The sequence below is a fragment of the Leptolyngbya subtilissima AS-A7 genome (assembly GCF_039962255.1).
Taxonomy (GTDB): domain Bacteria; phylum Cyanobacteriota; class Cyanobacteriia; order Phormidesmidales; family Phormidesmidaceae; genus Nodosilinea.
The window spans coordinates 42,221-68,068 of the sequence record NZ_JAMPKY010000005.1; the positions used below are offsets into that span (position 1 = coordinate 42,221).

At 56.0% G+C, this 25,848-nt stretch carries 19 protein-coding genes; 7 read left to right on the forward strand and 12 right to left on the reverse strand.

The features are described 5' to 3' along the window. Window positions 1–130: 130 nt before the first annotated feature. Both NC979_RS11990 and NC979_RS11995 read right to left on the reverse strand, forming a co-directional pair. The gene (locus NC979_RS11990) at window positions 131–4,015 is read right to left on the reverse strand and encodes a hypothetical protein (protein WP_190521602.1); all 3,885 of its coding nucleotides are present in this window, start codon (window positions 4,013–4,015) and stop codon (window positions 131–133) included. Between the two features lie 129 nt (window positions 4,016–4,144). Next, a complete protein-coding gene (locus NC979_RS11995) occupies window positions 4,145–6,925 on the reverse strand; it encodes a UPF0182 family protein (protein WP_190521604.1) in 2,781 nt (926 codons plus the stop codon). Window positions 6,926–7,265: 340 nt separating this feature from the next. Here NC979_RS11995 and NC979_RS12000 point away from each other — a divergent pair, with 340 nt between their 5' ends. The 5 genes from NC979_RS12000 (at window position 7,266) to rpsU (ending at window position 13,859) form a co-directional block, all read left to right on the forward strand. Beyond that, complete coding sequence (locus tag NC979_RS12000; protein WP_242024121.1) at window positions 7,266–10,625, forward strand: tubulin-like doman-containing protein; 3,360 nt, start codon at window positions 7,266–7,268, stop codon at window positions 10,623–10,625. Window positions 10,626–10,834: 209 nt separating this feature from the next. Continuing rightward, a complete protein-coding gene (locus tag NC979_RS12005) occupies window positions 10,835–12,406 on the forward strand; it encodes an ABC transporter substrate-binding protein (RefSeq protein ID WP_190521606.1) in 1,572 nt (523 codons plus the stop codon). A 441-nt stretch (window positions 12,407–12,847) separates the two neighbouring features. Next, window positions 12,848–13,051: a hypothetical protein gene (locus NC979_RS12010; protein ID WP_190521608.1), complete on the forward strand. Its 204-nt coding sequence runs from the start codon at window positions 12,848–12,850 to the stop codon at window positions 13,049–13,051. Between the two features lie 170 nt (window positions 13,052–13,221). Next, window positions 13,222–13,524, forward strand: coding sequence for an RNA-binding regulator (rbp, locus tag NC979_RS12015; protein WP_190521610.1), 303 nt, complete (start codon window positions 13,222–13,224; stop codon window positions 13,522–13,524). Window positions 13,525–13,670: 146 nt separating this feature from the next. Next, window positions 13,671–13,859 carry a 30S ribosomal protein S21 gene (gene rpsU, locus NC979_RS12020; protein ID WP_073608157.1) on the forward strand — a complete coding sequence of 63 codons (189 nt, stop codon included), beginning with the start codon at window positions 13,671–13,673 and terminating at the stop codon, window positions 13,857–13,859. Window positions 13,860–13,863: 4 nt separating this feature from the next. On the opposite strand, the gene bioF is transcribed toward rpsU, so the two are convergent. The 6 genes from bioF to NC979_RS12050 form a co-directional block, all read right to left on the reverse strand. Then, window positions 13,864–15,057, reverse strand: coding sequence for an 8-amino-7-oxononanoate synthase (gene bioF, locus NC979_RS12025; RefSeq protein WP_190521612.1), 1,194 nt, complete (start codon window positions 15,055–15,057; stop codon window positions 13,864–13,866). Between the two features lie 10 nt (window positions 15,058–15,067). Continuing rightward, complete coding sequence (locus tag NC979_RS12030; RefSeq protein WP_190521614.1) at window positions 15,068–15,775, reverse strand: glutathione S-transferase family protein; 708 nt, start codon at window positions 15,773–15,775, stop codon at window positions 15,068–15,070. A gap of 61 nt (window positions 15,776–15,836) precedes the next feature. Beyond that, window positions 15,837–16,436, reverse strand: a complete 600-nt coding sequence (locus tag NC979_RS12035) for a TetR/AcrR family transcriptional regulator (RefSeq protein ID WP_190521616.1) — start codon at window positions 16,434–16,436, stop codon at window positions 15,837–15,839. A 187-nt stretch (window positions 16,437–16,623) separates the two neighbouring features. After that, window positions 16,624–17,046 carry a VOC family protein gene (locus NC979_RS12040; RefSeq protein WP_190521618.1) on the reverse strand — a complete coding sequence of 141 codons (423 nt, stop codon included), beginning with the start codon at window positions 17,044–17,046 and terminating at the stop codon, window positions 16,624–16,626. Window positions 17,047–17,069: 23 nt separating this feature from the next. Further along, window positions 17,070–19,364, reverse strand: a complete 2,295-nt coding sequence (gene glgB, locus NC979_RS12045; protein ID WP_190521620.1) for a 1,4-alpha-glucan branching enzyme — start codon at window positions 19,362–19,364, stop codon at window positions 17,070–17,072. A gap of 120 nt (window positions 19,365–19,484) precedes the next feature. Beyond that, window positions 19,485–19,781, reverse strand: coding sequence for a hypothetical protein (locus NC979_RS12050; RefSeq protein ID WP_190521622.1), 297 nt, complete (start codon window positions 19,779–19,781; stop codon window positions 19,485–19,487). A gap of 134 nt (window positions 19,782–19,915) precedes the next feature. On the opposite strand from NC979_RS12050, the gene NC979_RS12055 reads away from it, so the two are divergent. Further along, entirely contained in the window at window positions 19,916–20,626 is a 711-nt protein-coding gene (locus tag NC979_RS12055; protein ID WP_190521624.1) for a pre-peptidase C-terminal domain-containing protein, read from the forward strand. 228 nt (window positions 20,627–20,854) lie between these two features. Here NC979_RS12055 and NC979_RS12060 read toward each other — a convergent pair whose 3' ends face one another. The 4 genes from NC979_RS12060 to NC979_RS12075 all read right to left on the reverse strand — a co-directional run bounded on the left by NC979_RS12060 (window position 20,855) and on the right by NC979_RS12075 (window position 25,349). Further along, window positions 20,855–21,616 (reverse strand): phycobilisome rod-core linker polypeptide, encoded by a 762-nt coding sequence (locus NC979_RS12060; RefSeq protein ID WP_190521626.1) that lies wholly within the window; start codon window positions 21,614–21,616, stop codon window positions 20,855–20,857. 144 nt (window positions 21,617–21,760) lie between these two features. Continuing rightward, window positions 21,761–23,161 carry a class II fumarate hydratase gene (gene fumC / locus NC979_RS12065; RefSeq protein WP_190521628.1) on the reverse strand — a complete coding sequence of 467 codons (1,401 nt, stop codon included), beginning with the start codon at window positions 23,159–23,161 and terminating at the stop codon, window positions 21,761–21,763. 140 nt (window positions 23,162–23,301) lie between these two features. Next, window positions 23,302–23,970: a PEP-CTERM sorting domain-containing protein gene (locus NC979_RS12070; RefSeq protein WP_190521630.1), complete on the reverse strand. Its 669-nt coding sequence runs from the start codon at window positions 23,968–23,970 to the stop codon at window positions 23,302–23,304. A gap of 191 nt (window positions 23,971–24,161) precedes the next feature. Then, a complete protein-coding gene (locus NC979_RS12075) occupies window positions 24,162–25,349 on the reverse strand; it encodes a DNA double-strand break repair nuclease NurA (protein ID WP_190521632.1) in 1,188 nt (395 codons plus the stop codon). Window positions 25,350–25,619: 270 nt separating this feature from the next. On the opposite strand from NC979_RS12075, the gene NC979_RS12080 reads away from it, so the two are divergent. Further along, window positions 25,620–25,841 carry a hypothetical protein gene (locus NC979_RS12080; RefSeq protein ID WP_190521634.1) on the forward strand — a complete coding sequence of 74 codons (222 nt, stop codon included), beginning with the start codon at window positions 25,620–25,622 and terminating at the stop codon, window positions 25,839–25,841. Window positions 25,842–25,848 lie beyond the last annotated feature (7 nt).

Sequence of the window (25,848 nt, forward strand, 5' to 3'; positions counted from 1 at the left end):
GCCGTGGCTGTGCCGATTTGAACAGCTGCAACTGCAACCGTTTGAACCTGCACTAGATCAGCACTTCAGGATTTGCCCTGAGTTGCGACCGCAACACTCTAGCTTTGCTTTTCAGAGGTGTTTACTGCGACTACTGAGCGTTTTGCCGGGCGTAGTCAAGATTGGGCTGATAGTCAACCGCCTTCTGCTGGGCAGTGGCGTAGTTGGGGTCAGAGGCCGGAACTCGTTGCATGAGAGCAATGGCTTGGGCCCAAGCGTCGGCTACCGCTTGCCACTGGGCTGGGGTACTGGCGGTTTGGGCTTGGTTGGCTGCGGTTTGGGCTGCATTAACCGCTTGCCTAAACAGCTCATCTTCGGGCACAGCAGCCGGGTCAACCGGAGGTGTAGCAGGCTCGGTGATTGCGGGGGCTCCCCCTGGACTAGGCTCCCGCAAGCGACTGAGCACTCCGTAGAGCAGCAGGCCACCTAGAGCTAAAGCCCCCACCAATCCTAAAATCAGGCGCGTGGGCAAGCCAGACCTTCCGCCTGACCGGCGGACACTGCCGTCGTCATTAAACTGGTCTGGGGTGAGGGCTACGTGGGTAGAGGGGTCGGAACCAAACTCCTGAATGAAGTCGTCGGTAGCGTCGGGTTCGTCATTCGTTAAGACCACCCCATTGCGGTCTTGGATGAAGCCGTTGCTATCTAGGGAACTGTCGCTGAAGGCTCCATCATCAAAACCTTCATCATCAAAACCTGTGTTCCCGAAGCCTTCATCGGCAAAGCCCTCGGTGCCGAAATCGGTCTCAAAGCCTTCATCGCTTAACCCTGCGGACTCGAAGCCGGGTGCCTCAAACTCGTCGTTGCCAAACTCAACGGGCTCAAAGGCTGGATCATCTGCGATATCATCGCTAAGCAGGCCAGCAGCCGGTATAGCCCCAGCAGAATAATCCTCCGGCTGTTCTAGAAAGGCAGCGTCGACGTCGCCAAGTTCGTTGGTCATAGCGAGGTCAGGCATAAAGTCGCCCTCGACTGTTTGGTCCAACTCCATGGTCGAGAAGGGCATATCGGCGTCGGCTTCAAAGCCCACCTCGTAGGGCTCAGCTGCAAAAGGATTTGAAGTGATGTGAGGATCCTCAGCTTGAGCATCGAAGGTCAGTCCAGGATCAAAGCCGCTCTCCGGTTCAGCCCCAAAGTCGGCGGGAGAATCTAGGACAAGGTTAGGGTCGAAACTGCCGTCTTCTACTGCCCAGGGTGGAGCATCGGCTGCGGAGAAGCCCAAGTCGCCCTCTTCGGGTACAAAGGCATCTACGCCGAGGGGCTTTAGAACCAGATCGTTAGGACCGGCTTCTAGATCAAAATCGCTTGAGAAAGGAGTGTCTATGGCTTGATCACTCAGCTCGCCCTCTGACAAGTCAAGGTCAACGGCGGCAAAGTCAGCGGTGCCCAAATCGCCGTAACTGCCTAGATCGTCGTAAGTGCCCAGATCGGTATCAGAGTCGAGGGGCAGTTCGCCCTCGGCCAAGCCGGTAGTGCCGAGATCGTCGTAAGTACCTAGATCGTCGTAGGTGCCTAGATCTGTGTCAGAGTCAATGGTCAGTTCGCCCTCAATCAAGCCAGCGGTCCCTAAATCGTCGTAAGTACCTAGATCGTCGTAGGCGCCCAGATCAGTGTCAGAGTCGAGGGTGAGATCAGGCTCGTCTGCGCTCCAGTCGCTGCCTGCGAAGGCAGCGGGTTCTGTGAGGTCTAGATCGGTAGCAGCGCCTAAATCCTCAAACGCTAACTCTTCTGGGGTCAACAGTTCAGGGGGTAGAGGCTCTAAACCCGCTTCTAGGTTTGAAGTGGTGCTGTCGGTGCCTAGATCGAGGTCAGGAAAGGCATCGACATCAAGTGTGCTGCCCTCAACCATCGGTGTTTCTGAATCAAATCCTTCATCTAACCCTAGGTCCAAGCCGGTGTCGAACTCGGTAGCTGCTAAAGGATCTAATTCAGGAAAATCCAGATCGTTGGGACTGTTCTGTCCTAAATCCAAGCCGGTGTCGAACTCAGTGGCCGCTAGAGGATCTGGTTCTGCCTCAAGAAAATCTAGGTCGCTGGAGCTGTCCTCTAAATTGGTGAAATCGTCGGAGAGGACGGCGTCGCTACTCGGGTCTTCGTCAAAGTCGACTAGGTCATCCATGCCAGACAAGTCATCGGCCCAAGGGGGGGCAGAACTGTCTACTGGGCCTGCGGCGGGAGCGATGCCCGTGTCTGGGCTGGCGTCGCTACTGCTCCAAAGGTCATCTAGATCAATATCGACGTCGGGGGCTGTGGGGGGAGCCGCGGGGGTGTTGAGATCGAAGTCGAAGTCGTCGGCTGCGATCGCAGCCTCAGCCTGATCCCCAACCGTCTCACTCAGTTCTGGGCCATTCTCAAAGTCGAGACCAAAGTCTGCAATCTCCTCAGTGCCACTGTCGGCGGCCCATTGCTGAGCTTCTAAATCTAAAGCGGCCTGATCGGCAGCGGCAAAATCTAGGTCTAGGTCGCTAGTGCTGGTGCTTGGGTCAAAGTCGAGCTCATTGCCCGCCCCAGTGGGCGCATCATCAAGACCAAGATCCAGATCTAACGCATCAGCAGTAATGGGTTCTTCGCCGCCTAGATCAAAATCCAGGTCAGTGTCAGCCTTGACAGTGGGTGATTGGTCTGGGCCTAGATCCAGGTCTAAATCATCGTCATTGAAGCCAAGATCCAAATCCAATGCATTAGTAGTAGCGGATTCTTCGCTACCTAGATCAAAATCTAGACCGGTGTTAGCCCCGGCAGCGGGTGATGGGTCTAAGCCTAGATCTAGGTCCAAATCATCGTCATTCAGGCCAAGATCCAGATCTAATGCATCAGCAGTGATAGGGTCTTCGCCGTCTAGATCAAAATCCAGGTCAGTGTCAGCCCCAACGGTGGGCGATGGGTCTGGGCCTAGATCTAGGTCCAACTCATCGACAGGCGCCCCAGTGACTTCGTCGCCCATGCCTAAATCGAGGTCAAAATCGCTTGCAGAAGCATCTCCCTTAGGAGCATCAATGAAGTCTAGGTCAAGGCCTAGGTTATCTGGGGCGGTGGCGGGTGCCTCCTCAAGGCCTAGGTCAAAGTCCAGCTCAGTGTCGTTGGGTACGGTGCTCGTTGAGTCTTTGGTAAAGCTCAGGTCAGGGGCGGGGGCATCGGCCAAGGCCAGGTCGAGATCAAAATCAGTGGCAGACTCGGCAGCGGCAGGCTCTGAGAACTCTAGGTCAAAATCTAGATCGGTGGCTCCAGCATCGCTCGGCTCTTCACCAAGACCCAGATCGAAATCAAGATCGCTGGCATTGGTAGAGGTGTCGGTGAACTCTAGATTGAAATCGCTTGCGTCGGCAGAGGTGTCGGTGAATTCTAGGCCAAAATCATCGGTGGCCCCCAGATCGGCACCGGCTTCGGAGAGGCTGGTGTCGGTCAGATCGAGGCCAAAGTCGCTGGCGCTATTGTCGGTAAAGCTCAGGTCAAAGTCGGCCGGGACATCGAGATCGAGATCGCTAGAGCCATCGGTAAACCCTAAATCGAGGTCGGCACCGCCAAAGTCATCGCCTAGGGACGCGTCAAAATCGCCTAGCTGATCGAGGTCGAGGTCGGCACCATTGGTGCTATCGAGGTCGAACCCGAGGTCGAGGTCATCACTGGTCGGAGTGGGCGCTAGACCTAGGTCAAAGTCCAGATCGCTAACCGGAGCGTCTTGCAGCACCAGGTTTTCGCTCCAGGCGCTGGTGTCAGCCCCTAGTTGTTTGCCGCTGACGGTCAGCTGTTGAATGGTGGCTAGCTCCAGCCCGGTAATGCCCTTTTTGACATAGGCGACCAGATCAGCCTGGTTGGGAATTTGGGCAGACTCTAGGTTCACCTGGAGGGTGCTGTCGTGTTGCACCACGTGGGCAGTGATACCTTGGGCCTCCAGGTGGCGATTCATCAGAGCCGCGATCGCCTCTGGGTCACCCTGACGGGCCAGTTGCAGAACAGTGGGGGGCGTATTAGACATAGGGGTCTATTGAATTCGATGAATTCAGCGCACAGGCCGGAGAATTCCCTATAGTATGCCCGCGGTGGCTGATATTGACACAATCATTGGCTCACAGGGCGTAAACCTGAGGTAATGTCGTCCCAAATGTTACGGATTTTGTTGATTTAGCTCCTGTAAAGCGCGCTCTAACTGCTGCTGGGCTTCGCCGTAGCGCTGCCAATCGCCCTGCTGAAGAGCCTGCTGGCCGCTTTGGTACGATTCCAGCGCCGACTGCACCAGATCAGACACGGTGCTAGGTGGTGCCGGTTCGGTGCCGGGATCGACGGGAGCGGGCGGTGGGGCAACGGCATCGCCAAAGATGGCGTCTAGGCTTTGGTCGAGGGTTTCTCGCATCACCACGCGATCGTTGTAGGCAACAATCACTCGGCGCAGCTCGGGCAGTTCGCCCTGGTCGGCCCGTAGGTAAATGGGCTGCACGTAGAGCAACGACTGCTCGACGGGGATCACCAGCAGGGTGCCGCGAATTACCCCCGAGCCCTGCTGGCTCCAGAGGGTGAGCTGCTCAGAGATTTCTGGAGTTTGGCTAATGCGGGCCTCAACCTGGGTGGGGCCAAACACTAGCTCCTGCTTCGGAAATTCGTAGAGCAGCAGCCGACCGTAGTTGTCGCCGTCGGAGCCGCCTGCCATCCAGGCGATCATGTTGTCGCGGTTGGCCGGGGTAAAGGGGAGAATTTGCATAAATTCCTCTCCCTCTAGCTGAGGCAGCTTCATAATCACGTAGTAGGGCTCCATGGGTTCCACGGCGTCCTCTTCCCCGTGTTCTGGAAACCGCCAGAGGTCTTCACGGTTGTAGAAGACCTCTGGGTTTTCCATGTGGTAGGCCCGGTACATCTGGGCCTGCACCGTGAAAATGTCCAGGGGGTAGCGCAGGTGCTCGCGATAGTTGGCGGGCAGCTCTTCGATGGGTTTGAAGAGGTCGGGAAAGATCTGGCTGTAGGTAGCCAGCAGCGGGTCGTAGCGATCGCGCGCATAAAACTCCAGGCTGCCGTCGTAGGCGTCGATAAAGACCTTGACGGCATCGCGAATGTAGTTGACGCCGTTGCGCATCAGGGGATTGGTGTTCTCCACCAGCGAGACCATGTCGGTGCGGCGGTTGAGGGGCTCGGAATAGGGGTAGCGATCGCTGCTGGTGTAGCCATCCAAAACCCACTTGATCCGCCCGTCGATCACCGCCGGGTAGGGATCGCTGTCGTAGGTGAGAAAGGGGGCGACGTGGCGCACCCGATCAGTAATCAGCCGGTGGTAGTGAATCCGAGTTTCAGGGCTGAAATAGTTGGAGATCAGCACCCGCACGTTGCCCAGATCGAAGGCGTAGGCCAGCCGCCGCAGCCACGAATTGAGCGGCACGCCGCCCGCCCCGGTGTAGCGGTAAGACGCGTTGGTGTCGCCTTGGGGATAGTCAAACTCGTCGGTGTTGGCCCCGGTAAAGATGTAATTGCGGGTGCTTTCGCCGTAGTAAAGGCGGGGCTGGTCGAGGGGCAAATCGACGGTGCTGCTGGGGGGCACATTGCGAATAAAGAAATCAGGCAGCCCGTTGGGGGTCACCTGGTTGACCGGGCTCATCACAATCCCAAAGCCGTGGGTAAATTTGAGCTGGCGGTTGATCCAGTTTTGGGCCTCGGGGGGTAATTGCTCGACCGGCAGCTCGCGAGCCGAAATGGTCACCTGGCGGTAGTCGCCGTTGAGGGTGTAGCGGTCAACATCCACATCCTCAAAGTTGTAGTAGAGGCGAATTTCTTGCAGCTGCTTGTAGGTGCTGAGCAGCGGAGCGTAATCCCACAGGCGGATGTTGCCGATGGTGGGCTCGTTGGCGTCGAGCACCGCACGATCGAGGCTGTTGTTGGCGGGGAAGGGCTCTGACACCACGCTGGTAAGGTTGTAGGCCGCGCGGGTAAAGGCAATATTGTGCTCGATGTAGGGGCGCTCCATGGTGAGCTCGTTGGGCTCAACCACAAAGTTTTGCTGAAACCAGGGATACATGCCGTTAACCAGCACCAGTACGCCCAGGTAGATCACAATGCCAAAAATTGGCAGCGAAAAGCCGCTACGCCCCAGAGCAATCAAAAACAGCGCCGCCACCGCCAGGGTGACAAACCCCATCAGCCAAAAAGACTGGAGCCGAGCATGGACATCGGTGTAGCCCGCGCCGAAAATAACGCCGCTGTCAGAGTAGAGCAGCGAGAAGCGGTCGAGCCAAAAGCCCACCGCCAGCAGGGCCGCGATCGCTGCTAGCAGCAGACACAGGTGAGCTTTAGCTTCCCCCGTGAGAAAGTATTTCCAACCGCGCTCGGGGCGCACCTCACCCTTGAGGGCATACACGGCGCTGGCCAGCAGCAGCGACCACACCAGCAGGCCCAGCAGATTGTCTTGCAGCCCCTGCCACAGGGGCAGCTTAAACATATAAAAGCTGATATCGCGCTGAAAGATGGGGTCAGGGGTGCCAAACTCGGTAGGGTTAAGAAATTGCAGCACGGTCTGCCAAGCCGAAGCCGCCCGCAGCGCCACCCCTAGCGACAGCAAAAAAACCAGCCCTACCACCCCCAAATGGGTGAAGCGTTCGATCTGCTGGCGCTGAACTGGGTTGCTGTAGCGGCTCAAAAATCGGTAGACGCGATCGCGGGTTAGCTGCCGCGCGATCTGGTAGTTGGCCCACAGCACTCCGCCGTAAACGACAAACGACCCCACTCCTAGGGCTAGCTGCCACTTGATGCGTACCCAAAACACCGATGCGTAACCTACCGACTCAAACCACCATGACTCGGTGAGCAGATGCACTAAGCTGCTCGAAAAGACCAGCAGCAGAGTGATTGCCACTAGCCAGGGCAGCAGTCGACGGGCCTTGAAGGATTTAGCAGGGGAATAGGTCACAGGTATGGCAGGTAGGGGCGAAGTGCATTCGGGCAAAACCTCTAAACATAGCGCCTGAAGCACCGTTGCTTCTAAAGTCTAGCGATCTGTCTGCTGAGACAAGTCGCCTACTCCTCTAGGCTTAACCTTTTTTTAGGACGGCGATCGCGTTGATGGCCTCTGCGTTGGCTAACCAACCCCGCCTACCGACGGATACTGCCATGCTTGGGTTGACCTGCGATCGCAACAATGTTTCCCCAGCTGATTGTCAACTTTTAATAAGCCCGTGCGGAATGCCCGTAATTTCACGGAAGTTACCTGGGAAACCTAATAGGAATAGCCCTCCCACGGTGCCCCATCTATGAGCGAATACACAGGCATGACCCCTACCGTCATCATTGGCGTGGGGGGCACTGGCAAAGAGATTTTGATCAAAATTCGCCGCATGATCGTGGAGCAGTATGGCTCCCTCGACGCCCTGCCAATCGTCTCGTTTTTGCACATTGACACCGAGCAAAACGCTAAAGTTTCCGAAGCCCAAACAGTCTTGAAGCAAGATATTTCCCTGCGACCCATCGAGCAGGTGTGGGCCAAGGTCGAAGATGCCAAGGCCATTCTCAACAAGCTGTCGGCCTACCAATATTTAGACGAGTGGTTCCCCAGCGAGCTCAAAGGCACCGACTCAATTTTGTCTGGAGCAGGGCAAATTCGCGCCCTGGGGCGGTTTGCCTTTAGCCTCAACTACCCCCTGATCAAGGACTACTTCACCAAGGCCAAGGGGCGCATCGTCGGCCATGAGAAATTCATGCTCGATCGCTGGAAGGTGCAGCTCGACAAGGGCATCAACATCTTTGTGGTCTGCTCGCTCTCCGGCGGCACTGGCTCCGGCATGGTGATGGATCTGGCCTACAACCTGCGCGACTGGGTGCCGGTGTCAGAATTACCCCAGACCAGTGCATTCCTGGTGCTGCCAGGGGCCTTTTCGGGATTGGGCGATCGCGTCATCGCCAACGCCTACGCCGCCCTCATGGAGCTGAACCACTACAGCCGCGGCGACACCCGCTTTGACGCTCAGTACAGCGACAGCCAGAGCGATCGCATCACCAGTCAGAGCGGCCTCGATGTGCCCTTCAACTTCACCTACCTGGTGGGCAACAGCAACGACAAAGTCACCTTCCCCACCCTGGGCGATGTGCTGGAAATGGTGGCCCAGAACGTGTTTCTCGACTTTAGCTCCGGCTTCAGTCAGTACAAAAAGCTGGTGCGCGACAACGTTCGCAAGCACTGGGCCAGCCCTGACGCCTTGGGCTACCCGCAAAACTTCATGAGCTTTGGCCTCTCCAGCATTCAGTTTCCGGTCGAGCGGGTGCTAAACGCCTGCTCGGCCCGCCTGGCCGCCAAGCTAGTGGACTGGTGGAGCAACCCTACCCCTGCCCCAGCGGCGATGTCCGACCTGATTCGCACCGAGATTCTCCCCGGTCTATTTCTGGCCGAATCGGAGCACGACCACCAGGTGATCGACAGCATCAGCATGGGCGACAACAAAAAGCCCTACGCCAAGGAAGTCGCCGACTGGGTAGCCGGGGTGCGCAAGCGCCGCAACGACCTGAATATTCCCTTTGAAAACCTGCAGCGGTTTATCTCTAACGAGCAGGAAAAATATTCTCCCCACTTCAACGACACCGGCACCGATCCCAAGCGCTGGAGCGACTACTTTCAAAAAATGTGGGACAACCTCAGCTGGCTGATCCCCGAAAAGCGCAAGGAGCTGCGGGCGGCGGTCTACCTGATGGTGGAAGATCGTTTCCGGGGGCCGAAGTTCACCCGTCAATTCTTAGAAGTGCTGATTGAGGTGTTTGCCGACTTTCGCAGCAAGTTCGACCAAGACCGACAGAAATACTGGCTACCCCGCGAGCGATCGGCCCAAAACGCCCTGCAAACCCTGCTAAAGCAGATCGACGACCACGCCAAGCAGATGATGATGCTCAACCGCAAGAAAGTCATCGAAGACGACTTTCAAGGCATTATGCAGGCCCTAGAGCAGATCTACGTTTCTAAAGTCGAGGTCAAAGCCCGCACTCTGGGGGTGATGCTGCTCGACGGCCTGCGCGAAGAAATTGACCAGCTCTTGGTCGACCTCACTGCCTTTGAGACGGTGCTAAACAACGTCCAGGTCGAGCTGAAGGATAAGGAGCGCGTCTATACCCGCGAAACCGGCGGCCTGACGGTCAACGGCATTCTGCTCTACGACGAAAAGGAAATCGACGCCGCCTACCGCAAAACCGTCGCCGACCAGGAAGAAACCCTCTGCCAAACCCTCTCCCAGCAGGTGCTCGAAGAACTGCGGGTGCGCCTATTTGACCTCTACCCCTACGACGCCCTCAAGACCAAAGACCTCTACGAGCGGCTGCTGGGTCAAGCGATGGATGTGTTTCGCCGCCGCAGCCAGCTCGACATTTCCACCGCCCGCAAGTTTCTGGAGCAGTACCCCACCGTCGAGATGCAGGAGGCCCAGATCAAAACCACCTTTGAGAAATCGGAAGCCTTTTTGCGCCTTAGCCAGGAGCAAAAGAAGCTGGGCTGGGACGACAAGCTAGAGAAGTACCAAAAACTGGTCGGCATCCAGGGCGGCAGCAAACCCACCGATCCGGCGGTCTCGGCCCTGCTGCCGATGATTCGCAAAACCAGCACCGTCACCGACAAAGAAATTCGCCCCCTCAACGACCCCTACCACATCTACTTTGTGCAGGAGACCGGGGCCTTCCCCCTACGGCTAATTGAGGGCATGGAGCGGATGCGATCGCTCTACCGCGCCGTCAGCCAAGCTGACCACAACCCCCTGCACACTCACCAAGACTATCGCCAGTTTGGCGACGTCATGCCCGAAACCAGCAACGAGCGCCAGGCCCGCTACAACCTGATGCTGGCCAACGCCCTGGGTCTGGTGCGCCGCGAAGACAATCGCGTCACCGGCTTTGCTGAGGTCAAATTCACCTATCGCGACAAGCTCACCGGCTTCGACAAAACTGAGGTCATGGGCGCCACCTGGGAAGAGGCGGAAGACTTTTTGCTCACCGACCAAAACCGTCGCCTGGCCGAAACCTTAGACAATGCCATTCGAGCGATCGGTGAAGAAGCCGCTACTAAACCCCAGAAACAAGCCCTTTACACCCAGGTGATGACCTACCTGCAACAGCAGGAGCAAACAATTCAGGGCGGCTCCGACAGCGACGACTACAAGCGCATCCAAGCCGCCATCTCCAACTTCGTCACTACCCACCGCCTCTTCATCCCCTCGGATGCCCCCGCTACCCCCTCACCCACTACCCCATCACCCGTCACTACATCACCGTCTCCCGCGCCGCCGCCTCCCGCCCTTGACTCCGAGAACTTAGTCAAATACGCCAAGCTAGTCGAGACCTGCTACCGGCGCGGCAATCCCTCGCCCACGGAGCTAGAACTGCTGGAAAAATTCCGGGTAAAGTACAGGGTCTCGGTGGCCGATGCCAATGCGATCGCCGCCCAATACCAGCCCCAAAACACCATCGAGCAAGCCGCAGCCGAATACGGGTTGATGTTCCGCGCCTTCCTCGACAACGACGGCGAAGTTGACCTAGAAGAGCAGGCCCAACTGCTCGACCTCCAAGAAGAACTGGGTCTCACCAACGAGCAGGTTGCCACCATCGAAGACAACGTGCGCGCTGAAATGAACAGACCGTAGGCAGAAAGTTTTGAGTTTTGAATGCTTAGTTTTGAGTTCTTGGCATGCTGTAATCCTAGGTTGGATGCAGTGCCAGCGTAACAACGCTTATAGGGATTATTGGGTTCCACGCCGTTTCACCCAACCTACCCGACTACTTCAACTCAAAACTTAAAATTCAGAACTCCTCCTACCACCCATCCACTCCCTAACCCATCCACCCATTCGCCATGACCGACAGCTTCAACCACGTCACCTGCCCCAAATGCGGCTACGAAGAAAACACCACCACGGCCCAGAAGTGCGAAATCTGCGGCCAACCTTTGAAAAAGAGCAAGTCTATTGCTCCCCTCATCGCCGGGGTTGGGGCGGTTATCTTTCTAGCAGCGCTGGGCTTCACAGGATACAACGCCTTTGTGCGCAAAGATGCGCCGCAGGCTCCGGTTGCGGTGCCGACTACCCCCGCAGCCCCCGCAGATCCCGCCGCCGCTGACTCTGGCACAACCTCTACTGCTGCTACCCCGACGACCACCCTAGGCCAGCCCGCTAATGTGGCTAATGCGCTGAGCTGGGGCGATCGCATCCTCTTTACCGATACCTCTAATGCCGATATGCAGGCGGGGGCTGCTGCCTACGCCTCGGGTGACTATGCCACGGCCGCTGCACGCTTCGAGGCGGCCCGCAACGCTGTTCGCAACGACCCCGAAGCATTGATCTACCTCAACAATGCTCGGATTGGGGCTAATCCTGCCTTGGGCATCGCTGCGGTGGTGCCCATTGGCGATAGCCCCAACACCGCCCGCGAGCTGCTGCGGGGGGTAGCCCAAGCCCAAGATGAGGCGATCAAGGCCGGCACCCCCGTGAAGGTGCTGATTGCTAACGACCAGAACAATGCCGGTCAGGCTGCCGCGATCGCCAACGCTCTAGTTCAAGACCCCGATGTTGTCGGCGTCATCGGCCACGGCACCAGCACTACCACCTTGGCGGCCGCGCCCGTTTACCAACAAGGGCAGCTGCCGATGATCTCTCCCACCAGCACCACTACAGAGCTGACCACAGTGCCCAAAGAGGGCGGCAATTTTGTGTTTCGGGTGATTCCCAGTGATCAGTTCACGGGCACCACCCTGGCCCGCCACATGCTCACCCTGGGCAAGAGCAAACCCATCGTTTACTACAACTCCCAAAGCTCCTACAGCAAGTCGCTGCAAGATGCGTTCTCCACCACCCTAGGCCTAGAAGGGGGACAGGTGGTCAAACTGGTTGATCTGTCCCAGGGCAATCCAACGACGGAGCTGCAGGGCAGTGGGGCCGATGCCGTGGTGCTGCTGCCCGACTCGGCCACCTTTGATGCGGCGATCGCCGTCGCCCAGCTCAACAATGGCCAGCTGCCGGTGCTAGCTGGCGATGCTTTCTACCGCATTGATGCCCTGGAAAAGGGCGGGGCTAGCCTGACGGGCACCGTAGTCACCGTCCCCTGGCATCCACTCAAATCGGCCCCACCTTTTGCCCAGACCGCCTCTGGCCTCTGGGGCGGCGATGTTAACTGGCGCACGGCCCTCAGCTACGACGCGTTTCAGGTCTTGAGTTCAGCCCGCACTGTAGGAAACGTGGCTCCCGACAGCGGTACCTCAGGGCGAGCTGCGCTCGGTCAGGCTTTGGCCACCCAAGGGTTTTCTGCCAATGGATCAACAGGAACAATTAACTTTTTGCCGTCGGGCGATCGCAACACCACCGTCCTGCTAGTCGAGGTTAAACCCGGTACCCGCTCGGGCACCGGCTTCGACTTCGTGCCTCTGCCGTAAGGGAGTAGGAAGTAGATGAACTTGAGAAATATTGAACCCCTTACCCATCTACCCCTCAAAGCTGCCGCGCCGCGCCCGCATACGTAAAGATTCTCTGGGTAACCTGCCGTCTCTGGCCTTCGGCTCTAAATCGGCTGCCCTGTTCCTAAAACTAGCCGGCTGAGCAGGGCTGGATCTTTCCAATACAGGTAAGCAATCCCTAAGAGCAGGAGTAGCGTTGCTGCCAAAAGCCATAGGGGCCAGCGGAGCTGAGCGTTGGGAGGCATGCCCATAACAACCTCATATCGCGTTTTGCTAACTCTACCTTGGTCTAGAGCAGCCCCAAGGACGTTCTCTACACAATGGCTCAACAACGGCGCGGGCGCAGGTTGTTACAATTTTTAAGGGCTTTTGAAAATGAATTTTGCCCTAACGCTGACGTTATGAGGCTCAAGCAAGATAATGGCGATTAATTGCGCAGTAGACTGTAAAGACGGCTGTGTGCTGGGGAACGACTGCCCCAACCTGAAGTACACTGCCGAAGCGACAAAATTTATTTCTGACACCTCCCTTGATGAGATGCTTGAAATGGCCGATGAGGCCGTGCGACGCAGAATGATGGAGCGCGCCTCTCAGCCGCCTAAATGGGTAATGCCGGAGGATTAGACGACTCTAACAGGCTAGTTTGCGATCGCCCCATACTGGTCACAAGGTAGCCCTGTGCTATCGTGTGACAAGCAAGTTGTTAGTTGCATTACCGGCTTGGCTTAGTCCTTAGTTGAGTACATCTCCTTGATAACTTTCTACTTTTTCTCTCTCTATTTGGAGATGTATCCATGTCGATTTATGTAGGGAATTTGGCCTTCAGCGCCACCCAAGACCAGATCACCGAGGTCTTTGCTGAATACGGTGCTGTTAGCCGGGTTAGCCTGCCCACCGATCGTGAGACCGGTCGTCCTCGTGGTTTTGCCTTCGTCGAAATGGAAAGCGAAGCCGACGAAGACAAAGCCATCGAGGCCCTCGATGGTGCTGAGTGGATGGGCCGCGACCTCAAGGTCAACAAAGCTCGCCCCAGAGAGTCGCGTGGCGGCGGTGGTGGCGGTGGCGGCGGTGGCTGGAACAATAGCCGCGGTCGCTAGATAACTGGGTATGGCCAAAGCTCTTGGCCATACCTTAGCCTACGGGCTTTCGAAGTGAGGTATCGCGCTCAGCGATATCCAGTGGTTTTAGGCTGACGCTACTAGAGCGCTGCTTTACCCGCGTTAGCAAATTTTTAGGAGAACTAATGGCCCAGGTTGTATTGGGAGAAGACGAAAACATTGAATCGGCCCTACGACGCTTTAAGCGAAAGGTTGCCCGGGCCGGCATTTTTTCGGATATGCGAAAAAATCGCCACTTTGAAACCCCGATTGAAAAGAAAAAGCGCAAGACCATCGCTCGCCAGAAGCAGCGACGTTGGGGTTCAAAGCGCTAAACGCTCAACCCTGATTCAGAGTCTGTAGTCCAGTGATCAGCTGATGCAGGTGATAGGGCTTATGGGTAGCCATAACCGTAATTCGTAGTCGGCTTGTGGGCACTGTGGGCGGGCGTACTGCTGCCACCCATAGCCCAGCTGACTGTAGGTGTTGGTTAGCCGTCAGAATTGCCTCTGCTGACGCACCCTCTAGGCAAATAATGGGCGAAGCCGAAGGCAATCGCCGCAGCCCAAAGGGAGCTGCTGCTGGCTCTGTCAAGATTTGATCAATTTGTTGAATCAAGTGATTCACCTGGTGCCAGAGCATTTCGCGGCGCCAGGTTTCTTGCTGAATAATTTTCACTGCCGCTAGGGCCGCCGCTGTATCCGCTGGCGATAGACCCGTAGTGTAAATCCAACTGGGGGCGCGGTTGCGGAGGAAGTCAATGAGTACAGCAGACCCGGCTACATTGCCCCCTAGGCTGCCCAGAGCCTTACTGAGAGTACCGACTGTGACTAAGGGGCGTCCGGTACATCCTAGGTGCTCTACGGCCCCCGAGCCGCACTTGCCAAAAACTCCTGTGCCATGGGCCTCATCCACCAGCACCATCGCGTGGTAGTTCTCCGCTAGGTCAAGAATGGCCGCCAGCGGGCACAGGTCGCCATCCATACTAAATACACTGTCGGTGGTAATCAAACAGCGGCGATGGCGATCGCGATACAGCTTCAGCAATTCCTCCAGGTGGGCAACGTCACCATGGCGGTAGTCTAGGGCGGTGGCACCGCTAACTTTGCCCCCTGACTTGAGGCTGGAGTGGTTGTACTCGTCGCCTAAGATCAGGTCTGGGCTACCGACTAGGGCCGCGATCGCCCCCATGTTGGCCAGATAGCCCGAGCTAAAGACAATCGCATCTTCAGTGCCCTTGAGAGCAGCGATCGCCTGCTCTAGCTCCCTATGCAACTCCCGGTGGCCGCTGAGCAATCGGGAGCCGGTGCTGCCAGTGCCGTAGGTCTGAATGGCGGCGATCGCCGCCTCCGCCAGCCGAGGATCGCTGGCTAGTCCCAGATAGTCGTTGCTGGCAAAGTTGATTAGAGTTTGCCCCTGCCGCTGCACCACGGCCCCGGTCATGCCATCGACAGCCGCTACGGTTCGATAGCGGTGGGCGCGGTGCAGGGCTGCCAAAGATTTATCTAGCCAAACGTAGGGGTCGGTACCCATAGACGAGCGATTACATCGTTAGACTTTGCTGCGATAGTGCGGTCATGCGCTGATGGCGACGGCGCTGCCAAATTTTAGGAATGACGCGCATACGGCGTTTGAAGGTGTTCCACTCCTCCGCACTCAGCGCAATCTGCTGCCACGCTGGTCGAGCGAGCAGCCGTTTAGACCAGTGACTCAATCGAGGATAATCGGCCAGCGCCACTCCCAGATCCGGTACCCTGTGAACTACAGTTCCAGCAACGACTTCTGCCAGCGTAAATTGCTCGCCCGCGAAATAGCAGCCGTCACCCAGCAAATTTTCCAGAAAACTCAGCGTATTCCTGACCCGTAGCTGAGCATATTCTATTTCAGCCGATTTTTGGTCCGAGCGCTCGTTGTCAATCAGCAGCTTAAAGACCCCCGGCAGCAGTTCGTTAAGCGTCAGCATCTGCACCATGCGAACCCTAGCTAAAGCCGTTGCATCCCTGGGCAACAACGCCATATCGGGATAGCGAGCTTCTAAATAATCCAAAATCGCCATCGACTCAATAACGCGTAAATCACCATCTTCCAAAACCGGCACATGGCCCAAGGGATTAACAGCCAAAAACTCAGGCTCAAACTGCTTGCCGCTCAAGTCAACTGGTGCCAACTCAAAGGGCAATTGCTTTTCAATCAAAGCGAGCCACACCGGGCGGGCGTAGACGGATGGCCGGGCGTAGTAAAGCTTCAGCATGGGTACAGTTCCTTAATGAGAATAAGAAAAGACCGATCGGTCTGTTTGTGCGCAAAAAAAATTAGCCGGGCGTGGCTAGCTGCTGTTGAACATAGGTTCTTAAATGGGCTAGAGCTTGTTCTAAATAGGCGGGGTCGTCGTACAGCTTGCTGAGCATGATGCCTCCCTCAATGGTGGCGATCAAGATCGTAGCTACTGTGGCAGCATCTACGGTGGGTTGCAGTTCACCACGGGCAACACCTTTGTCGACGATGCGTTCAATTAGCGATCGCCAGTTATTCATCGCCATCTGAGTTTGCTTTCGTAGTGCCGGGTGAGCATCATCACTCTCCACAGCTGTATTTAACAGCGGGCAGCCTCCTAGAATAGGGGGATCCTCCAAAAACCGTTCGTAGACGCTGAGAATAGTCATCAACCTGTCTACAGCGTGGCGCTTGCCCTTGAGAGCCCCAATAAATCGCTGCTGGATGCGCTGAACTGCGAAGCCAAAGGCCTCTAAGGCCAGTTCATCTTTGCTGCGAAAGTGGTTATAAATTCCTCCCTTTTGTAAGCCTGTTACCCGCATCACATCAGACATCGACGCCCCAGCGTAGCCCTGCCGGTTAAACAGAGCTGCCGCCTGCTCGATGATATGCGCCTTGGTAACTTGAGCTTTTGACATCAAAAAAGACTGATCGGTCTGATTCAGGCTACCAGCAATTTTTTAAGAGAGCAAGGATCAGCTAGGCGTAGAGACAATAGCCCAAACACTGGGAAATTGCCATCCGAAGAGGTTTTTGTCTTCTTCTTGTCTGTATAGCTGTTGAGAGGTCGAGCGAGTTAACCCCAAGTAATTGCCTGAGGAATGCTTAATCTTGATGGATCCACTGTGGATTCCACACCACCTCCCAAAGGTGGCCGTCTGGGTCTTGAAAATATCCTCCGTAACCACCCCAAAACGTCTCCTGGGCAGGTTTAACGATAACTGCACCGGCGGCGGTTACCTGTTCCATGACGGCATCAACTTCTGCTCTAGAGCCTACGTTGTGCCCTAGGGTAAACTCCGTTGAGCTGGGCTTGCCTCGCGACAGCCCGGTGTCATAGGCGATACTCTCGCGGGGCCAAAGAGCAAGTCTGAGACCCGACTGAAGATCGATGAAGACAACGGCTCCAAACTCAAACTCCTGGCCTACGATCCCTGCTGTTGAGAGGCCTAGGCCATCTCGGTAAAAACGCAGCGATCGCTCCAAGTTATCCACGCCAAGGGTGATGACTGTAATGCGTGGTTGCATGGCGCCTTCGAGCTAACCCTCGGTTACTGACCTGATAGGGCTTTCTGAGTTTCTTCTGAAGTCAGCTTCAGCACAATAACTCCTAGCGGTGGCAGGGTCAGATCCAGCGAATAGGGTCGGTTGTGGAACGACCAATCCTCAGACCACTTGCCGCCGAGATTGCCCATGTTGCTGCCGCCAAAGTCGCGGGCATCGCTGTTGAAGAGCTCTCTGTAGTAGCCCTGCTCAGGCACGCCTACCCGATAGTGGCTATGGGGCTGGGGCGTAAAGTTGCACACCACCACCACAAAGTCATCGCTGCCCTTGTCGCAGCGAATAAAGGCCACCACGCTGTGGCGGTTGTCGCTACAGTCGATCCACTCAAAGCCAGCTTGGTCAAAGTCTTGGGTAAACAGAGCCGGTTCACTACGGTAAAACTCGTTGAGCTTACCCATAAAGTGCTTAAGGCTAGCGTGGGCCTGATGCTGAAGCAGGTGCCATTCCAAGTCGCCCCAGACATTCCACTCGCTCCACTGGCCAAATTCCATGCTCATAAACAGGGTTTTTTTGCCCGGATGCATGAACATGTAGGTGTAGAGGCAGCGCAGGTTGGCAAACTTTTGCCACTCATCCCCCGGCATTTTGCCTAGCATATTGCTCTTGCCGTGCACCACCTCATCGTGGGACAGGGCCAGCATAAAGTTTTCAGTAAAGGCGTACCAAATACTGAAGGTAACGTTGTTCTGGTGAAACTGGCGGAACCATGGATCCATGTTGAAGTAATCCAACATGTCGTGCATCCAGCCCATGTTCCACTTGAGGTTAAAGCCTAGTCCGCCCACGTAGGTAGGCCAGGAGACCATTGGCCAAGCGGTCGATTCTTCTGCGATCGAAAGCACTCCAGGGAAGTAGGTAAACAGCACGTGGTTTACCTGACGGAGAAAGTCTGCCGCTTCGATGTGCTCGCAGCCGCCGTAGTCGTTAGCCACCCACTCCCCGTCTTTGCGGAAGTAGTTGAGGTAGAGCATGGAAGCTACCGCATCCACCCGGATTCCGTCGATGTGGTACTTTTCAAACCAAAAGATGGCGTTGGCCACCAAGAAGTTGCGCACCTCGTTGCGACCGTAGTTGAACACCAGGGTGCCCCACTCTTTGTGCTCGCCCTTGCGGGGGTCAGCATGTTCGTAGAGGTGGGTGCCGTCAAAGAATGCTAGACCGTGGCCGTCCTTAGGAAAGTGGCCTGGCACCCAATCGACAATGACGCCGATGCCGTTGGCGTGGCACTGGTCGACAAAATACATAAAGTCCTCGGGCGTTCCGTAGCGGGAGGTGACGGCGTAATAGCCAGTGACCTGGTAGCCCCAGGAACCGTCGAAAGGGTGCTCAGCGACGGGCAGTAGCTCAATGTGGGTAAACCCTAGCTCTTTGATATAAGGAATCAGCCGATCCGCTAGCTCTCGGTAGGTGAGGAAGCGAGCTCCGGGCTTGAGCTCAGCTACCGTAACGACCGGTTCTGGACTGCCGTCGGGACGCAGGGCGGGGCTAGCCGATGACTCGTGCAGCCAGGAGCCAACATGCAGCTCGTAGATAGAAACTGGCTGGGTCAAAGGTTCGGTCTGGCGACGCTTTTCCATCCAGTCAGCATCTTGCCAGGCGTAACTATCTAGATCGGTGACAATGGAGGCGGTTTTGGGTCGAATTTCCTGCTGAAAGCCGTAGGGGTCAGATTTTTCGTAAATGTGGCCGTCGTGGTTTTTAATCTCGTACTTATAGTGGGTTCCAACATCTAACCCAGGAATAAATAGATCCCAAATGCCGTTAGAAAGGCGGCGCATCTGGTGTTTGCGGCCATCCCAATAGTTGAAATCGCCTAGTACCGATGCGTTGCGAGCATTGGGAGCCCACACGGCAAAGTAAACGCCCGTGACGCCCTCGACTTCGGTGAAGTGTGCACCTAGCTTTTCGTAAATGCGATGGTGGTTGCCTTCGCTAAAGAGGTGGATGTCAAAATCGGTGATGGCACGGGTCTTAAAGGCGTAGGGATCATAGATGACATGGGTATGGTCACCGATGACGTATTTAAGCTGATAGTTAGCCAGATCTTGAACCTGCAGCACGCACTCAAAGAAGTGGGGGTTATGGTTAGATTCCATAGGCACTTCTTTGTGCTCTTCTGGCAGCACCACCCAGGCTTTGTCAGCCTGAGGCAGATAGGCCCTCACGGCCCAAACGGTTTGACCATCTTGCTGCACCATGTGCGGCCCCAAGATCTCAAAGGGGTCATGGTGCTGGTTCCAGACAATCCGGTCAATCTGTTCGGCGTCAACGGTTGCAGGCATGTTATTAAAGGTCCACAGGGGATATAAACGATCTGTGTGAATTTACTATCTGCGGAATAGAGTAACAAAACTTAGCGATTCCCACAGGGAAATTTTCGCGGATCTTGGCCTATTTGGCCCCTACCGTAAGAAAGGGAGGACGGGTTTGAGGAGACGTCTCAGCTGCAAAAGTTGAATTAGGTCAGCGATGTCAGGGTTAACAACGGGCTCGGTGTTGGGATCGCGCAGCTGCTCTTGTAGGGCAGCGTACTCTGCTGCAGAAAGCGGCTCTCCGTCAAGGGGCGATCGCGCCTCCGTAATTACCTCTGTGCGCAAAATTTCTTCAGGAATTTCTTCGGGAGGCGGCAGTGCTAGGGCACAATCGCTTAGGACGGCCAACGTCCCTAGACAAGCTAATACGCGATACAGAGGGGGCATAGGTAGGCTGAGTAGCATGGCTTCAGTATTACCATAGTCTGCTGAGACACTGCTAATGGTTCCGTGGCTAGGTCGGCCTTGTGTTAGGCTGCATGGCAGATTTGTGTGTTCGTTGTTTCCCTAAGGGAGGTTGCATGGGTTTTCTACGGTTGTTTCCTGCGGGAGTAGTAGCGCCTGTAGCCTTGGTGGGGCTGCTGGCTGGCCCGGCAACGCTGGTTGCCCGCGCCGATACCGTACTAGAAGAGGCGGGCACCATTTATCCGGCAGAGTCTACCTATACCTTCGAGGGCACAGCCGGACAGGTGATGACGATCACCCTAGCCAGTGAGGACTTTGATCCGGTGTTGTCATTAACCGGGCCTGATGAGACCGAAATCGCGTCTAACGACGATTTTGGCGGCACTCTAAACTCAACCATTATCATCGAGCTGCCTGAAGATGGTACCTACACTGTAGTGGCCCGGTCATTTTCGGGCCAGGGTGGCGACTATGACCTCGTTGTGCGCACCTCTACCGAATTTGAGGTGACCTATGCTGAGGCTGAGGCCCTGGCTCTGGCTGAAGACTACACTGGCGCCATTGCTGCCTACACTGAGGCGATCGCAATTGACCCTGAGCAGTCTTCAGCCTACCTAGGGCGGGCCCAGGCCACGCTAGGGCAGGTGTATGTGGAGCAAGGCGATTTAGTAGAAGGGCCAGAGGATATTCCCTTAGAGGCAAGAGAGTCAGTGATTGCCGATTTTGAGCAGGCCGCTACTCTTTTTGAGGCCAGCGGATCCGAAGACTGGGCCGCTTCTCTGCGAGAACAGGCCGAGGTGCTGCGCAATGCCGAGAGTCCGCAATAGGCTGAAACTTTGTAGCAACTTTTCCGGACGAAGTCTCGTCTTAGGTGAAAAGGTGAATGGTAGATGCACCCTGAAAAGTCCCACTGGCTACGGCCAGGGGATTTTTTTTTGCCCCTGTGTTGGCCTGGCCTAATCAACAGGCCCGTTTGGACAAAAAAAGGGATGCAAGCCGTAGCTCGCATCCCCGATGGTGTTCTAGAAACCTAACCGAAGGGCTGCTAAACCCAGTTATGATGACACTTTGCGGTAGGGTACAGCGGTGGCGATGTTGATGTCGCCGGTGGATACGCGAGCCGGGGCTGCACCACTGGCTCCAATACTGCGGGCCATGCCAAGGAAGGCTTGGGGGTTGCCAGCGGTAACCTTCTTCTCTTGGGGAACGTACCGCTTGACCTGAGACTGCCACACAATCTGAGGGAAGCCCAGCTGATTGCGGTGGTAAGCGTCGTAGCGGGGATTTTTGATGTGGATGGGGCGCTCGCCTTCGGGGCGACCAGGCAGCACTCGGCGCTTTTGATAAGGCACGGTGTTGTAGCCAAAGCTGGTGAGATACTCTTCGCTGTCGAGCAACTCATCGACTAGGCCTTTAATGCCCTTGTTGGCCACTACGATAGACCAAGCAATTTTTTCGCGATCGCTGTATACGTCGCGACCCAGAATTTTTTGAACGCAATGCTCAACAAATCTGTAGTTGCTGTTCTTCTCGAAGAAGCTGTTGTAGAAGGTAGGCGACAGCGCTAGGCCACGAATAAAGTCGCGCACGGTGATTTGGCCGTTGCGCAGCTGCGACTCCAGAAAGGTCTGGCGATCGCACTTAAAGGCGTGGAAGAACATCTGCCGATAGGCCGCATTAATCAGCGCATCCATGTCGCTGGTATCGTACAGGTCATCGGTGGAGAAAATTCTGGGCTGTTCATCGCCGCCGATTTCGTAAGCCGCAACGCGCTGATTTTGACTGGACGGGGAATAGTTTAGTAACGGAAGAGACACGTTTGAATCTCCAGAATCTTAGGAAAATTTACAAACTTTAAGGATGATCATACGGGAATGGCTGCCGCGAACCTGAGCAACCTGAGCAAATCAACATAGTCCTTAACATTCCACGGGTGTGGATGCTGTAGCGGTTGCTGTGGCTCAAGGATGGGTCATGCGGCGGGGGATAATTAGCTGGTCAAACTCCGATTCTGAGACATAACCTAGGGTCAGGGCGGCCTGCTTCAGGGTGAGGTCGTGCTCAAAGGCGTGGTGGGCAATCTGAGAGGCCTTATCATAGCCAATGGCTGGGCTCAGGGCGGTGACTAGCATCAGCGACTGCTGCACGTACTGGTCGATCCGTTTCAGGTTGGGGGTCATACCAGCGACCAAAAACTCAGTGAAGTTGTGGCAGCTGTCGGCCATTAGCCGCACCGATTGCAGCAGATTAAAGATCATCATTGGCTTGTAGACATTCATCTCCAAATAGCCGCTAGCTCCGGCAAAGGCCACCGCCGCGTCATAGCCCATGACCTGCACCGCTACCATGGCCAGAGCCTCGCACTGGGTGGGGTTCACTTTGCCCGGCATAATCGATGACCCCGGCTCATTCTCTGGCAACTGCAACTCCGCGAATCCGGCCCTAGGCCCACAGCTCAGCAGGCGAATGTCGTTGGCAATTTTGTAGAGCGATACCGCTAGGGTTTTGAGCACGCCGCTGGCCATCACTACGGCATCGTGGGCACCCATGACGGTGAACTTGTTAGGGGCACTAACGAAGGGCAGCCCAGTGATAGCCGCAATGTGCTCGGCGGCGGCTTCCGCAAAGCCAGGTCCAGCGTTAATGCCGGTGCCGATCGCCGTGCCCCCCAGAGCCAGCTCGTACAGCCCTGGCAGGCATCCCTCAAGGCGTTTCAAATTGTCGTCGAGCATGCCTACATAGCCTGAAAACTCTTGGCCCAGGGTGAGCGGTACGGCATCTTGCATGTGGGTGCGACCAATTTTGACGATGTCGGCCCAGGCCTGGGCTTTTTCATCCAGGGCATCCCTCAACCGAGTGACGGCGGGGCTCAGGGTGTGCACGAGGGCCTGGGCAGCGGCGATGTGCATGGCTGTGGGAAACACATCGTTGGATGACTGAGACATATTGACGTGGTCGTTGGGGTGAATGGGAGTTTTGCTACCCATCTCGCCTCCCGCCTGCTCGATCGCCCGGTTAGCAATTACCTCATTGACGTTCATGTTGCACTGGGTGCCGCTGCCGGTCATCCACACGTGCAGCGGAAAGTGGTCGTCGAGGGTGCCGTCAATTACCTCATCTGCGGCCTGCACGATCAAGTCAGCTTTCTCCTGGGGCAGTTTGCCCAGAGCAGCATTCGCTAGCGCTGACGCTTTTTTGGCGATTGCGATCGCATGCACCACCTCCAACGGCATTTTGTCTTGACCAATGGAAAAATAGCGAATTGACCGCTGGGTCTGGGCTCCCCAGTAACGATCGCTCGGCACAGCAATCGCTCCCATGCTGTCAGTTTCCTGGCGGGTGTGTGGTGTCGGTTCAGCCATTGACGGTATTTCCCAGCGCGCTATTCTCCGATTCAACCATAGGGCAAAGCCGTTGGGTGCCTTTCCATAGAAAAGCCCCGACGACATGGGTAAGTCGCCGGAGCATTGTGGGCAATTTTGAGATGTTGAGACCAGCTAACCTAACCCTGCTTTTTGCGGGCTAGCCCAGCGGCGCTTAGGCCCACTAGTACTAGGGCCGCGGTAGAGGCTGGTTCTGGCACGGTGGTGTTCGGTTCTTCGGGAGTGAGGTCGCCTTTGGCAACGAAGAACGATGCGTGAGATAAGTCTTTTTGGTCAAAGGTGGCCCAGGTACCGCTGTTGAAGCTGGTGCTGCTGTCGAAGTAGTAAGCGGTGTAGGCGTTACCGGCCTTGAGACTAATTACAAAGGGACTGGTTACGGTCTCGGCTAAGCTCCAGGTGCCGCTGCCTTTGCCGGTTTGTACCCAGCTAAAGCCATAGTCATTGGGGCCAGAGGAGTTACGGCCACCTTCGTATTTACCGTCGAACACCCAGTCGTCTCCTAGGGTGCTGTCGAGGAAGGCAGTGAGTTCGCCGCTGATGCCGCTGGTGACATCGTTGCCCGACACTGGATTTAAACACTGGCTGTAGCTGAGTGAAGACCCACCGGCCAGAGGGTTGCTGGTTACTGAGCCGCTGGCACAGGTGAGGGGAGCCGCCGGTTGGCTGGTTTGGCCACCGCTGCTACCGCCCTTGCTGTTGCCGCCCTTGGCAGCAAATGCCTCAGGGGCTACCGACCCTAGGAGGCCGGTCAGCACTAAAGCTGAACTTAGAATCGTGAATGCTTTCATGCAGGGCAAATTCTCCTTAGGTAGGCACTGTAGGCAGTAGCCATAGACGAAAGGGGGCGTTTGCGTCTGATGGTCTCTCCGAGACAGATATAGGTTTTGGGTGTACTTCTTTACTAAAACACTCTCCGTAATGGAGTGTGTAGGTCAAATTACGGAGCTTTGGAGCAGTTCACCAAGACTTTATGGTGAGTCTAACGGCGGCGCTGTTTGCTGACCATTTTGCGGGAGAGCCGCAGGTTGATCGCTTCGCGGTCGGCCCAGTCTTGCAGCACGCGCAGAAAAATATGTTTGTCTTGGCCTTGAAGGACGGCGGTTTGGTCGGCGGTTTCAATACTGTAGGGGTAGCCGCCGCCAATAATTACCTCGCCCCTCACCCAGTTGAGGTATTGAGTAATGTGGCCGCTTTCCCACATCCACCGGGGCATTTCGAGGCGCACGGGATGACCGTCGCGGGTAGTTTTGAGATAGGTAAAGGCGATTTGATCGCCGTAGTCGTTGTACTGATCCAAAACGCCGCCGCGATCGCACTGAAACACAGCGCTGCGATCGCCCCACTCCATCAGCCGCGCCAGCAGTTGGGCGTCGTGAATGCCCTCGGTGGCCTCTAGCCCATAGACGTGGTGCAGCATTGTGGTCAGGTCGCGGGCGTAGGAGGTATCCACATAGCCCACCAGGGGGACGCGGCGGCGATCGCTGGCCTCTAATAGCGAAAGAATAGACTGCACGTAGGCAGTTTGGCTCTCCTGGTCAAAGGCTTCGGCAAAGGTGACCACCAGAGCCCCGTCAAAAAATACCAGCGTGCGCTCAGGGTCTTGGCAAGCGTTGATATATTCCACCAGCCGCGCCACCTCCATTTGAAAGCGGCGAATGTTGACGCGGCGCTCTACGGGTTGGGCAGGGTTTGGCCCCAGCTCGGAGGGGGTCATGAGGTCGACCCGCACGTCCTTTTTATAGGGGCGGGTGGCACTGTGGGGGTTCTCAAACCAGCCAATTTGCAGCAGCGCAATTGGGATAGAAATATCTTTGCCAGGGGAAATTTGAGAACCATCCACCGCGAAGGTGGTGATGTCTTCTAGGACGGTCTGCACCCACTGGGCGCTCTGTTCACGGTTCGTCCAGCGATCGCTCACCGGGCCAGATTCTGTAAAGAAGAACGGCAAGATGCCTTTTTCGGCGGCGATCGCCTCTAAGGGACGGGCTCCCACTGGCCCGGTTAGGTTGTCTAACTGAGCGAGCTGCCTGGCGTGTGGTAGGGCGGCAAACTCAATCCACGCTCGGTTGTAGGCGTGCATCAGCTCAAACTTAGCCCGACTGAAGGCGCTAAAGGCATCTCGCTTCTGGTCGAGCAGGGCTTTAATTTGGCTGGAACTCACTGGCATAACCCATCCGTTGCTGAGAACACCTGTATTAATGGCTGATTCTAGCGGGTTTGCCGTGGCTTTGTCACGCAGGGCTCTTGGAGTTATAGCGATCGCAGGATTGTAAATGTATTTGTGGTTGATGCTAGAGTGCGGTTACCTATCTGCTCTTGCGATCGATCAAGCGAGGTAGAGCCAGCATTTCTGACTTCAAAGTTCAGTATTCTTCACCAGGTCTGCCGGGATTGGCCTCGGGCAGTCTAGAGATAGAGCAATCAACCTCAAAACACTATGGCCCTCAAGCTTTATCTGTTGGCATCGCTGATGGTTTTTCTTCTGGCCATTGGCTCATTTTTGACCGATCCATCGAACCCCAAGAGCCGCCTCAGCAGCTGGGCTTTTCTGGGTTTGGCCGTGGCGCTTAGCCCTATTACTTTGCCTAATATGCTGATTAAGCGGATGAGCAAGCTTCGCTCATCCGCTCCCATACGCATGTCATCCTCTAGAGCCTGAGGCGAAA